Source organism: Micromonospora sp. NPDC004336 (genome assembly GCF_053602615.1).
In genome coordinates this window covers 1-11,383 of sequence record NZ_JBSGDY010000180.1, presented here as the reverse complement: position 1 = coordinate 11,383, position 11,383 = coordinate 1, and the positions used below count along the sequence as shown (strand labels likewise).

At 76.4% G+C, this 11,383-nt stretch carries 13 protein-coding genes; 5 read left to right on the top strand and 8 right to left on the bottom strand.

The features are described from left to right. Window positions 1–793: arginase family protein (locus tag ACWENR_RS26335; protein WP_452279643.1), on the top strand; the 793-nt coding region annotated here is incomplete at its 5' end. 7 nt (window positions 794–800) lie between these two features. Here ACWENR_RS26335 and ACWENR_RS26330 read toward each other — a convergent pair. From ACWENR_RS26330 to ACWENR_RS26320, 3 genes are all read right to left on the bottom strand, one after another. Further along, window positions 801–2,237, bottom strand: coding sequence for a HAMP domain-containing sensor histidine kinase (locus ACWENR_RS26330; RefSeq protein ID WP_452279644.1), 1,437 nt, complete (start codon window positions 2,235–2,237; stop codon window positions 801–803). 28 nt (window positions 2,238–2,265) lie between these two features. Further along, window positions 2,266–3,021, bottom strand: a complete 756-nt coding sequence (locus tag ACWENR_RS26325; protein ID WP_452279642.1) for a response regulator transcription factor — start codon at window positions 3,019–3,021, stop codon at window positions 2,266–2,268. A 199-nt stretch (window positions 3,022–3,220) separates the two neighbouring features. After that, on the bottom strand, window positions 3,221–3,448 hold the full coding sequence (locus ACWENR_RS26320) for a hypothetical protein (protein WP_452279641.1): 228 nt from the start codon (window positions 3,446–3,448) through the stop codon (window positions 3,221–3,223). A 176-nt stretch (window positions 3,449–3,624) separates the two neighbouring features. On the opposite strand from ACWENR_RS26320, the gene ACWENR_RS26315 reads away from it, so the two are divergent. From ACWENR_RS26315 to ACWENR_RS26305, 3 genes are all read left to right on the top strand, one after another. Beyond that, a complete protein-coding gene (locus ACWENR_RS26315; protein ID WP_452279640.1) occupies window positions 3,625–4,572 on the top strand; it encodes a serine/threonine-protein kinase in 948 nt (315 codons plus the stop codon). A gap of 124 nt (window positions 4,573–4,696) precedes the next feature. Then, entirely contained in the window at window positions 4,697–5,125 is a 429-nt protein-coding gene (locus ACWENR_RS26310; RefSeq protein WP_091106530.1) for an OsmC family protein, read from the top strand. A gap of 323 nt (window positions 5,126–5,448) precedes the next feature. Continuing rightward, a complete protein-coding gene (locus tag ACWENR_RS26305) occupies window positions 5,449–6,285 on the top strand; it encodes a hypothetical protein (RefSeq protein WP_452279639.1) in 837 nt (278 codons plus the stop codon). A gap of 73 nt (window positions 6,286–6,358) precedes the next feature. Here ACWENR_RS26305 and ACWENR_RS26300 read toward each other — a convergent pair whose 3' ends face one another. From ACWENR_RS26300 to ACWENR_RS26280, 5 genes are all read right to left on the bottom strand, one after another. Beyond that, window positions 6,359–6,892 (bottom strand): ATPase, encoded by a 534-nt coding sequence (locus ACWENR_RS26300; protein WP_452279638.1) that lies wholly within the window; start codon window positions 6,890–6,892, stop codon window positions 6,359–6,361. A 134-nt stretch (window positions 6,893–7,026) separates the two neighbouring features. Continuing rightward, window positions 7,027–7,473, bottom strand: coding sequence for a response regulator (locus ACWENR_RS26295; RefSeq protein ID WP_452279637.1), 447 nt, complete (start codon window positions 7,471–7,473; stop codon window positions 7,027–7,029). Between the two features lie 70 nt (window positions 7,474–7,543). Next, entirely contained in the window at window positions 7,544–7,891 is a 348-nt protein-coding gene (locus ACWENR_RS26290; RefSeq protein ID WP_452279636.1) for an STAS domain-containing protein, read from the bottom strand. An 84-nt stretch (window positions 7,892–7,975) separates the two neighbouring features. Next, the gene (locus tag ACWENR_RS26285) at window positions 7,976–9,025 is read right to left on the bottom strand and encodes a cobalamin B12-binding domain-containing protein (protein WP_452279635.1); all 1,050 of its coding nucleotides are present in this window, start codon (window positions 9,023–9,025) and stop codon (window positions 7,976–7,978) included. After that, window positions 9,022–10,773 (bottom strand): PP2C family protein-serine/threonine phosphatase, encoded by a 1,752-nt coding sequence (locus ACWENR_RS26280; RefSeq protein ID WP_452279634.1) that lies wholly within the window; start codon window positions 10,771–10,773, stop codon window positions 9,022–9,024. The genes ACWENR_RS26285 and ACWENR_RS26280 overlap by 4 nt, the downstream gene beginning before the upstream one ends. A 208-nt stretch (window positions 10,774–10,981) precedes the next feature. On the opposite strand from ACWENR_RS26280, the gene ACWENR_RS26275 reads away from it, so the two are divergent. Continuing rightward, window positions 10,982–11,380, top strand: coding sequence for an STAS domain-containing protein (locus ACWENR_RS26275; RefSeq protein ID WP_452279633.1), 399 nt, complete (start codon window positions 10,982–10,984; stop codon window positions 11,378–11,380). Window positions 11,381–11,383: the final 3 nt, after the last annotated feature.

Below are 11,383 nucleotides of genomic sequence, written 5' to 3'. Positions count from 1 at the left end.
GGCGCCCGCCGCGCTGCGGGCCGCCGGCCTGGCGCGCCGGCTGGGCGCGGCCGACGCCGGCGCCGTCGACGCCCTGGTCGCCGACCCGGCCCGCGACCCGGAGACGGGCGTGATCGGCGTCGACCAGCTACGCCGGGCGAGCCGGGCGATCGCCGCCCGGATCACGGAGCTGCTCGGCACGGGGCGGCACCCGCTGGTCCTCGGCGGCGACTGCGCGATCCTGCCGGGCATCCTGCAGGGGCTGCCCGCCGGCTTCGACCTCTGGTTCCTCGACGCCCACCTGGACTTCGAGGACGGGCGCACCTCGCCCACCGGCGAGGCGGCGGACATGGGCCTGTCCATCGTCACCGACCACGGGCCGGCGGGCGTCCTGGACCGGGAGGGGCCGCTGGTGGACCCCGACCAGGTGTACGTGCTGGGCCACCGGGCCGTCGACCGGGACGCCGGGGACGGGATGGAGGCCGTCCGGATCGACCCGGCCGTGCACCGGGTCCCGGCCGACCGGCTGCGCGGGCCCGACGCGGCGGCGACGGGCCGGGCCCTGGCCGTCGGCACGACGCCGACCTGGCTGCACCTCGACCTCGACGTACTCGACCCGGTCGTCCTGCCGGCGGTCAGCTACCCCGAGCCGGGCGGCCTGGACTGGGCCGACGTGACGGCGCTGGCCCGACCGCTGGTGCGCTCGGGCCGGCTGCTCGGGATGAGCGTCACCGACCTCAACGCCGACGAGGACCCCGACGGGCGCCACGCGGAGCGGATCGCGGAGGTCCTCGCCGAGCTGCTGGCCGACTGAGCCGGCCCTACGGCTCGGCGGCGGCGTGCGGCAGCCGGACGGTGAACACGGTCCGACCCGGCCGGCTGTCCAGCCCGACCGTGCCGTGGTGCGCCTCCACGACGGCGGCCACGATCGCCAGGCCCAGGCCGGTGCTGCCGTGCGCCCGGGACCGGGAGCTGTCGCCCCGGGAGAAACGCTCGAACACCTCGCCCCGCAGTTCCGGCGGCACGCCGGGGCCGTCGTCGGCGACGCTGAGCACGGCGGCGTCCCCGGCCAACCGCAGGGTGGTGGTGACGGTGGTCCCGGGCGGGGTGTGCACCCGGGCGTTGGCCAGCAGGTTCGCCAGCACCTGGTGCAGCCGCGCCGGGTCGCCGGTGGCCCGGATCAGGACGTCGGGCAGGTCCAGCAGCCAGTGCTGCTCCGGCCCGGCGACGCGGGCGTCGCTGACCGCGTCGACCACCAGCGCGGAGAGGTCCACCGGCTCGGCCGCGAGCGGACGGCCCGAGTCCAGCCGGGCCAGCAGCAACAGGTCGTCGACGAGGCTGGTCATCCGGGCGCTCTCGGACTCGACGCGGCGCAGCGCGTGGGCCACGTCGGGCGGCACCCCCTCCCGGCCGCGCCGGGCCAGCTCGGCGTACCCGCGGATGGCGGCCAGCGGGGTGCGCAGCTCGTGGCTGGCGTCGGCGACGAACTGGCGTACCCGCGTCTCGCTGGCCTGCCGGGCGGCGAGGGCGGCGGCGACGTGCCCGAGCATCCGGTTCAGCGCCGCGCCCACCTGCCCGACCTCCGTACGCGGGTCGGTGTCGGCGGCCGGGACCCGCACCGGCAGCGCCACCTCGCCCCGGTCCAGCGGCAGCTCGCTGACCCGGCCGGCGGTCGCGGCGACCCGGCGCAGCGGGCGCAGGGTGGCCCGCACGATCAGCGCGCCGGCCCCGCCGGCGACCAGCAGCCCGACGGTGGCCACGCCGGCCTGCGCGGCCACCATCCACCAGACGGTCTCCCGCACCCCCGACAGCGGCAACCCGAGGATTCGCACCGTGCCGTCCGGCCACTGCCGCGCCACCACCCGGTAGTCGCCGCGCTCCCCCACCTCCCGGGTGCGGGGCCGGCCGTCGGTGGGCAGGTCGGCCAGGCTCGCCACCTCGTCGACGCCGACGGCCTGCTCCTGCCGGTCGGCCAGCGTCCACGCCCGCACGACCCGGCCGTCGACCACCTCGGCGGTGAGGGTGCCGGGGGGCAGGCCGCGCGGGATCCGCGCGCCGGGCGCCGCGCCCGGCGGCTCGACCGGGGACGGCGCGCCGCGGCCCGGAGCGGCGCGCATCGGCACGAGCTGCTCGTCGACCCGGTCGACGAGGAACTGCCGCAGCGCGACCGTGGTGATCCCGCCGATGGCGACGCTGACCAGGGCCAGCAGGCCCACCAGGATGACCACCAGCCGGGCGCGCAGGGACAGGCCGGCCAGCCGGCGACGTGCCCGGCCGGCGGCCCGCTCACTCCGCCGGTCTGAGCACATACCCCGCGCCGCGCAGCGTGTGGATCATCGGCCGCCGCCCGGCGTCGATCTTCTTCCGCAGGTACGAGATGTAGAGCTCGACCACGTTGGCCTGGCCGCCGAAGTCGTAGTTCCAGACCCGGTCCAGGATCTGCGCCTTGCTCAGCACCCGGCGCGGGTTGCGCATGAGGTAGCGCAGCAGCTCGAACTCGGTGGCGGTGAGCGTGATCGACTCGCCGGCCCGGCGCACCTCGTGGCTGTCCTCGTCGAGGCTGAGGTCGCCGACGGTGAGCACGGCGTCCGGGCGGGCGGCGACGGCGAAGCCGGAGCGGCGCAGCAGCGCCCGCAGCCGCGCGATCACCTCCTCCAGGCTGAACGGCTTGGTGACGTAGTCGTCGCCGCCGACCGTCAGCCCGGCGATCCGCTCCTCGACCGCGTCCCGGGCGGTCAGGAAGAGCACCGGCACCGTCGGGGTCTGCTCGCGCAGCCGGCGCAGCACCTGGAAGCCGTCCAGGTCCGGCAGCATCACGTCGAGCACCACCGCGTCCGGCTGGAACTGCCGCGCCGCGCTCAGCGCCGACGTGCCGTCGCCCGCCGTACGCACCTGCCAGCCCTCGTAGCGCAGCGCCATCGACAGCAGGTCGGCCAGGTTCGGCTCGTCGTCGACCACCAGCACCCGGACCGGCTCGCCGTCCGGCCGGCGCAGCTCGACGCGGCCCGCTGCGGCCTGCCCCTCGGTCATCATGGCCCCCATGGTGGGACGCCCGGCTGTGGCCGGCTTGTGGGCCACCTGTGCGTCGGCTGTGCGCGCCCGCGCCGCCGGTCGGCCGGTCTCCGCGTCCGCCGCCGACCGCCGTCGCCGCTGACCGCCGTCGCCGCCGGTCAGCCGACCGGCCCCGGTCGGCGCCGGCCGCCGTCGCCCGGTCGGGCGGACGGTGCGGGCCGGTCGGCGCTCACTCGGTCATGCCCACCGGGTAGGTGTGCACGAAGCGCATCGTCCACGTGTCGCCGCCGGCGGGGTGCTCCCGCTCGTAGAGGTGGTCGGGCCCGCCCGGACCGGCCGCCCCGTCGGGATGGCGCAGGACCCAGCGCGCCGGCGGGGCGCCGTCGGGCTCGGCGGGCAGCGCCCGGACGAGGTCGTGTGCCGGGCCGCCGACGAAGCGTACGGTCACCTCACCCATCCGCGCGCCCCCTCCCGGGCGACCGACACCGGCCCCGGCTCGCAAGCTACCGCAGCCGGCGTGGGCGCCGCCCGGATCCGGCCCCGGTTTGCCCTGATCGGAGGCCGGGTACGGGCACCGGAAGCGACACGACGGGCGCCCGGGGACGGGCGGTGACGGCAGACGAGGAGCGGTCGATGAGGACGCTGGACGGGCGGTACCGGCTCGAACAGCGCATCGGCATCGGCGGCATGTCGGAGGTCTGGCGGGCCCACGACGCGGTGCTGGACCGGCCGGTCGCGGTGAAGGTGATGTCCCCCGGCCAGGAGGGGCAGGACACCTCCGTCGAGCGGATCCGCGCGGAGGCGCGCTCCGCCGCCCGGCTGGTGCACCCGAACGTGGCCAGCGTGCACGACTTCGGCACCTGCTCGACGCTGCCCGGCGGGAACGTGCCCTACATCGTGATGGAGCTGGCCGAGGGCGAGACGCTCGCGGCGCACCTGCGGGCCGGGCCGCTGGACTGGCGGATCGCCGTCCGGGTCTGCGCCGAGGTGAGCGCCGCCCTGGCCGCCGCCCACGCGCACGGCATCGTGCACCGCGACGTGAAGCCGGCGAACGTCATCCTGACCCCGGCCGGCGTCAAGGTGCTTGACTTCGGCATCGCCACCCCGTCGGGCACGCCGGACCGCTCGCCGGAGGGGATCGTGGTGGGCACGCCGGCCTACCTCGCGCCGGAGCAACTGGAGCGGGCGCCCGCCACCCCCGCCGCCGACATGTACGCCCTCGGCGTGCTGCTCTACTACTGCCTGAGCGGCCGGCTGCCGTACGAGGCGGGCACGACGACCCAGCTCCTCGGCGCCCGGCGGCGGGAGGCCCCGCGACCGTTGCCGGAGATCGACGGGTTGCCGCCCGAGGTGGCCGAGCTCTGCGCGCGCTGCCTGGCCGACGACCCGGCGCGGCGGCCGACCAGTCTCGTGGCGGCGCTGCTGCTGGCGGAGGCGGTGGACGCCCGGGTGTACGTGCCGATGGGGCAGCCGCTGGCGCCCCGGCAGCGGGTCGGCCCGGTGTCGCCGTGGACCCTGCGGGCGGCGACCGAGGCCACCGAGGCGGCCCCCCTGCCGGACTGGTCCACCCGCGCCGGCTGAGTCGGTCCGGGGTCGTCTCCGGCCCTGCGGCCCACCGTCGGCACCCCACGGGTCCGGCCGTCACCTGCGGTTTCACCGACCGGGGGTCGGGTAGCCGGGCGGGTGAGTGAACGGGAGGAACGCGATGCCGGAATCGAGCTCCTGGCTGAACGAGACGGCCACCGCGACCGCCGAGGGCGGCCACGTACGCACCGACGACGGGGGGCTCTCCACGGCCCTGGCGTCCCCGTTGGCACCGCACTGCTCGGGCCTGACGCCGGAGCAGCTGCTCGCCGCCGCCTTCGCGTCCTGCCTGCACCACGCGGCGGTGGAGGCGGCCGGTGAGATCACCGACGAGGCGCACACCGTGCAGGTACGCGCCGAGGCCAAGCTCGGCCGCGACGACGACGGCCGGTACCGGGCCGACGTGCACGCCTCGATCTCGTCGGCCGGGCTCACCCGCCAGCAACTGGCCGAGCTGGTCGAGCACGCGGACCGGCTGTGGCCGTTCTCCAGCGGCGACGCGAGCCGGCACCGGCTCACCGTGACCCCCGCGGAGAACGGCCGGCACTGACGCGCCGCCGACGGCCGGCCGCCCGGCGACCATCTGGTGGGGTCCGGGCCGGCCCTGTCGGTCGACCCCCGGGGTCGGCCGGTCGGACGGGGGGCGCGTCGGCCGTCCGGTGGAGGGCGACCGTCGAGCGAGGCCCTCATCCCAAGATCGACTCTTCGCCCGTTTCGGTGCTGTTTATCGGACATGAGGGAAACAACCGACAGGAGAGCTACGCGCGGTTGGTGGTCTGGCGGGCGTAATGGGGGCGCGGATCGGCGCAAATTGTGGCGCATGCCACCAACCACGCCGATGGCAAGCCGCGCTCCTCTTTCTAGCCTCGGCGGGTGCACCCCGACGACCCCTCCGACCAGAAGCTGACCCAGGATCGGCCGGCCACCGGTGCGACCGACCCCGCCTCGACCGAACGGACGATCGGCCGGCACCGCGCCCCCGACCGGGCGCGCCGCTCCGGGCGGGCACTGCTCGCCTCGACCCCCGTGCGGGTCGCCCTGGCCACCGGGGTGACCTGCTGCCTCGGCGCGGCCGCGTTCGCCGGCACGCGGGGCGACACCGACGCGCCACGGGAGCCCGTGGCGGAGGCGGTGGCCGAACGGGCCGGCACGGACGAGCGCGCCTCCCGGTCCCTGGACCGGGCCGCCTCCCCCGTGGCCAGCCCCAGCCCGACGCCGAAGCCGACCCCCTCGGCCACCCGCAAGGCGCCGCGCAAGCCGGCCAAGCCGGCCCGCCCCCGCCCGGTCGCCGGGCTGACCCAGGCGCAGATGGACAACGCGAAGACCATCGTCGACGTGGGCGTCGAGCTGAAGATGCCCCGCCGCGCGATGGTGGTCGCCGTGGCCACCGCCATGCAGGAGAGCAACCTCTACAACCTCGCCAGCGACGTGCTCCCGGAGTCCCGGAGCTACCCGCACCAGGGCAGCGGCTCCGACCACGACTCGGTCGGCCTGTTCCAGCAGCGCCCGAGCAGCGGCTGGGGCACCGTACGCGAGCTGATGCGCCCCTCGTACGCCGCCCGCGCCTTCTACGAGGCGCTGCGCGAGGTCCCCGGCTGGCAGGAGATGAGCGTGGCCGCCGCGGCCCAGGCCGTGCAGGTCTCGGCCTTCCCCGACGCGTACGCGCGGCACGAGGAACGGGCCACGACGGTCGTCGCCGCGCTGACCTGAGCCGGCCGCGCAGGCTGTCGCGCCGCACGGCCGTCGCCGGGGTGCCCCGGCGACGTGCGCCGCGCGGTCGACGTCAGCGGATCCCGGCCCGGCCGCCCGGCGGCTCGGTCGACGCCTCGGCGCCACCTCCGGCGGCGATCCGGGTCGCCGGCACCCCGGCCGCGGCGGTCGGGGTGTCCGCCGGCACCGGCTCGACGGTCAGGCCGCTGAGGATCTGGTCCGCCCGGGCCTCGCGCCGCCGTCGGGCGTACAGCGCCGCCTCGAAGTCCCGCCGGGCCTGCACCGCCTCGGCGTAGACCTGCTCGCGCAGCTGCCGGGCCTCCTCCCGGGCGGCGTCGAGCTCGAAGCGCGCCTGGGCCAGGATGTCGGCGGCCTCGCGCTCGGCGTGCGGGACCGCGCGCGGGCCCACCGCGCGGTCGCCGAGGTCGAGCCGCTGGAGCAGGCCGCACAGCGCCGTCGCCTCGTCGCGGATCTCGTCCCACTCCCGCCCGGCCCCGGCGGCGCCCTCCGCCCTGGCCGCGAGCCGGGTCAGCCGGATGCCGAGCTGGTCCAGGCAGGAGTCGACCTGCCGCTGGTCGTAGCCGGTCTCAACGACGGAGAACCTCATACTGTCGCCCCCCAGGCAGCTGGTATTTCTTCCCCACCTGGATCCTCCGGCGCGGGCGGCGACCGCCGGGGTGGTTCGGGAAAAATGTTCAGCATGCGGGCGCGGGGCGCCCACGCGGGGCGGCGGGCGGCGGGTCAGGTGCGCTTCGGCAGCACGACCACCCGACCGAAGAACTCGTCGATGCGGCGCACCACGTCGTTGAAGTCGTCCAGGTCGATCGGCTTGGTGACGTACGCGTTGGCCTGGAGCGTGTAGCTGCCCACGATGTCGGTGTCGGCGTTGGAGGTGGTCAGCACGACGATCGGGATCGTGCGCAGGTCCTCGTCGCCCTTGACCGCCCCGAGCACCTGCCGCCCGTCCATGCGCGGCATGTTGAGGTCGAGCAGGATGACGTCGGGGCGGCGGGCCTCGGTGTGCCGGCCCTCGCGACGCAGGAACTCCATCGCCTCCTGGCCGTCGCTGACCACGTCGATGACCTTGTCGACGTCGGAGTCCGCGAGGGCTTCCTCGATCATCAGCACGTCACCCGGGTCGTCGTCCACCACCAGGATGCGAACCGGACTCGGGCTCTCTGCGCGCATCACTACCTGCTTCGTGTCGCTGGAACGAAGGGCCGCGGGGCCCTCGATGCTGGCGGGGAAATCTAGCCCATCACCCGGCGGCCTGCGCCGTCGGGTCGGCTATGTCGGGTTCATACCTCAGCACGTCGGCCAGCCCGGTGACCTGGAGCACCCGGTCGACCCGGCCGCTGGCGCCGGTGACCCGCAGCCAGCCGCCGTCGGCGGCGACGCGGTTGTCGCCCCGGACGAAGGCGGCGATCCCGGTGGAGTCACAGAAGGCGAGCTCGGTCAGGTCGACCAGCAGACGCCGCTCGCCCCCGTCGACCAGCCGGTCGATCACGGCGTTGAGCTCGGGGGCGCTGCTCAGGTCGAGCTCGCCCGCCAGCCGCAGGCGCGTCCCCCCGCCGTGGCGATCGGCGTACGTGACGGTGAACGTCACCGTGGTCCCCTTCGCTCCACCGCAGGCGGATGCTTGCAGTGGAGCAAGTATAAGCAGGGGCGTGGGCCGCCACCGCACCGGCGCTCACCGCGAGGCGGCGCCGCCACGCGCGGCGACCGACGAGCCGGCCGCTGCCAGGAACCGGGCCGCGCGCGGAAAGTCGCGCAGGACCCGCCCGTAGTGTTCCAGAGTCAGCCCCAGCGCGGCGGCCGGCACCCCGCGGCTGGTGAGAATCTCCACCATCCAGTCGACGAACTCGGTGAACAGCGAGCCGTCGTCGACATAGAGCGCGGCGCCCAGGAAGTCCACGATGTATCCGAGGTCGCTGACGGTGGAGTCGAGCTGCGCGGGCGTGTAGTCGCGCGTCGCCGGGACGCGTTCCCGCAGGTCCGCCAGCGCCCCGTCGATCAGCTCGCCGCGCCGCTTCGCCAGGCTCGCGTACTCGTCGTCGGCCAGGTGGGACAGCTCCGCCGGCGGGGGCCGGCGCAGCGCGCGCTCGTCGGCGACCAGGTCGGCGGCGGACGGCGCGTCGGGCGCCCAGGCCACACCGAGCCGACGCGCCCAGCGCCCGTCCGCGCCGAAGCCGCGGCCACCGACCACCACGGGCACGTCCGAGCGCCGGCACGCCTCGATCATGCGGTGCGCGTGCGGCAGCCGCATCGGAAGCGCGCAGGCCAGGGCGACCGCGTCCGCGTCGTGCCGGTGCAGGTACGACACCAGGTGCGCGGCGGGGACGCTCGCGCCGAGGAACGTGACGTGCCAGCCCCGCAGCCGCAGCACCTCGGCGACCAGCCGGGGCGGCAGGGCGTGCCACTCGCCGTCCATGCACGCCACCACGACCCGCCCCCGGTGCGGGCGCGGGTTCGCGTACGCGGCGACCGCCGCGACCACCCGCTCGCTGATGTGCGTCGCCGCGTGCTCCTGGGCCACGCTCCACTCGTTGCGCGCCCACCGCTCCCCCACCTCGGCCTGCGCCGGGGCGACCAGGTCGAGCAGGACGCGCTCGGCCGGCACGCCGGCGGTGAGCAGCCCGGTGGCGACCTCGATGGCGGAGTATTCGTCCGCCTCCTGGAGGCAGTGCAGGTAACCGGCCCAGGCGCCGGCCGGGGTGGCCTCGGTGGTCGGTGCGGTCACGGGGCCTCCCTGGCGTCGACGTTCTCGGTGGGGCTGGGCACGGCGTGCAGGTGCCGGGGCGTACGCCCGCCCGGGCCCGTCGCGCGCAGCGCGAGCACGGCGATGTCGTCGTGGTCGCCGTGGGCGAGCCAGTCGCAGGTGACCTGCTCGACGCGCTCGGCGAGGGCGGGGGCGGGCATCCGCTGGCAGCCGGCGACCGCGTGTACCAGCCGGTCGGGGCCGAACTGCTCGGTGCCGCGGCGACCGCCGCGCGCCTCGGTGACCCCGTCGCTGTAGAGCAGGCACGTCTCGCCGGGCTCCAGCCGCACCGTCACCTCACCGATACGCGGGTCGGGAACCACGCCGACCAGCATGCCGGACAGCGGCACGGTCTCCACCTCGCCGGAGTCGCGCAGCACCAGCGGCGGCAGGTGGCCGCCACCGGCCATGGTCAGGATGAGGCCGCCCTCCCGCTGCGGCCGCACCACGCCCAGCACGATGGTGGCGAACCGGCCCTGGCCCTGCGCCTGAGTGGTCTCCAGCAGCGCGTCGTTGAGCAGCTTCAGCAGCCGCCCGGGCTGCGACTCGACGCGGTGCAGCGCCTGCAGGCACTGGCGGAGCTGGCCGGTGAAGACCGCCGCCTCGACGCCCTTGCCGGAGACGTCGCCGAGGAAGAAGACCGACCCGCCGTCGGCCAGCCGGTGCGAGCCGTAGAAGTCGCCGCCGATGCGCAGACCGGCCTGGGCCGGCCGGTAGGCGGTGCCCCACTGCACCCCGACGGCCTCGGCCGGCTCCACCGGCACCAGGCTCGCCTGGAGGGTGTCGGCCACCTCCGCCTGGTCGCGGTAGAGCAGGGCCGTGGTCAGCGCGGCGCCGGCCCGCGCCGCGAAGGCCCGCACCAGGGAGGTGTCGGCCTCGTCGTACCACCGGGTGGCGCGCCGGGCGACCAGCAGCACACCGGCCGGCGCGTCCCGGCCCGGCAGCGGCACCACCCGGGCGCACGCCTCGGCGGCGGCCAGGCCGGGCAGCCACCCGGCCGCCACCGCCTGCTCGACCAGCCAGTCGAGGGTGTGCGGCTCCCCGCCGTCGAGCCCCTGGGCGATCGCCTCGGGCAGGTCGACGGCGGGCAGGACGCCGCTGTCGACGGCGGGCCCGTCGTCGTCGGCGCGGGTGGCCCGCCACCAGCGCGCCCGCCCGGAGCGGGGCGCCAGCACCAGCACCGCCACCTCGGCCAGGGTCGGCACGGCGAGCCGGACCACCGCCGCGGCGGCCCGGTCGGGGTGCAGCGGGTTGCCGAGCTTCTCGCCGACCACGGCCAGGAACGCCGAGCGGGCCCGCTCGGCGAGCAGCGCGTCGGCGCGCGTGACGCTGTCGGTGACGTCCTCCACGTACCAGCAGCAGCGGGCCGCCGACAGCGAGACCTGCCGGGCGCGCAGGCGGCGGTCGTGGTGGGTGAAGTCGCCGGCGACCGCGAGGCCGGGAATGCCCGCCGCCGCGAGCAGCTCGCCGACGGTGACCTCGGGCAGCAGCCGCTCCGCCACGGGGCTGACGTGCCGCACGACGCCCTGGGCGTCGCACACGACGAGGCCCTCGCGGAAGTGCTCGACGACCTCGGACCAGTCCGGGGTCGTCCGCTCGCGGTCGGGGGAGAGCGCGGGCAGCGGAGGCGTCGACGCGGGTGCGTGGCCGGACCGCGCCGGGGCCCGTGCGCTCGGCGTGGAGATCCGCCCGTCGCCGGGATCCCAGTCCCGCACGTCGGCAGCAGTCACCAGTTGAGCCCCACTCCTTCTCGACACCCGTGCCGCGCCGGAAACGGCGCCCGTGGTCACGTCCTTCCACCCACCCTACGCCGGTGCGCCCCCGACGCCACCTGACGGCGTCGGCGCAGCGGGCGGCGCGTGCCCGGCGGCGGCGCGCGCCGGTTGTTACGATCCCCTCGGCCCGGCCCGACCGGCAGAACTGCGGAAAGGCGTGATCGTGCTGTCCCATGGGAGTCAACCCGAGACGACTCCGCTGAGCATGACCGTCGACCGGTCAGACCCGGAGGCTCCGCTCATCCGGGTCGGCGGCGACCTCGCCTACACGACCGCCGCGCCCCTGCGCGCCGAGATCGACCGGGCGATCGCGGACGCCCCACCCGCCCTCGTGCTGGACTTCGGCGACCTGCTCTTCATCGACAGCACCGGGCTCGGCGTGATCGTGCACGCCTGGCGCGAGGGTCAGCAGGCCGGCACCGCCCTCCGGCTGCGCGGGGTGCCCCGCTTCCTGGCGACGATCCTCGACATGACCGGCGTCACCGGCCTGCTCGGCCGGCCGCTGGGCGACGGCCTGGCCGCGCGCCCCGGCCCCACCGGGCAGCCCGCCGGCACGGCCTGACAC

Excerpts from the sequence above, each read along its gene's own strand:
- ACWENR_RS26325 (WP_452279642.1), bottom strand. The coding sequence starts at position 3,021 with ATGGGGGCCATGATGACCGAGGGGCAGGCCGCAGCGGGCCGCGTCGAG.
- ACWENR_RS26320 (WP_452279641.1), bottom strand. The coding sequence starts at position 3,448 with ATGGGTGAGGTGACCGTACGCTTCGTCGGCGGCCCGGCACACGACCTC.
- ACWENR_RS26315 (WP_452279640.1), top strand. The coding sequence starts at position 3,625 with ATGAGGACGCTGGACGGGCGGTACCGGCTCGAACAGCGCATCGGCATC.
- ACWENR_RS26310 (WP_091106530.1), top strand. The coding sequence starts at position 4,697 with ATGCCGGAATCGAGCTCCTGGCTGAACGAGACGGCCACCGCGACCGCC.
- ACWENR_RS26300 (WP_452279638.1), bottom strand. The coding sequence starts at position 6,892 with ATGAGGTTCTCCGTCGTTGAGACCGGCTACGACCAGCGGCAGGTCGAC.
- ACWENR_RS26295 (WP_452279637.1), bottom strand. The coding sequence starts at position 7,473 with ATGCGCGCAGAGAGCCCGAGTCCGGTTCGCATCCTGGTGGTGGACGAC.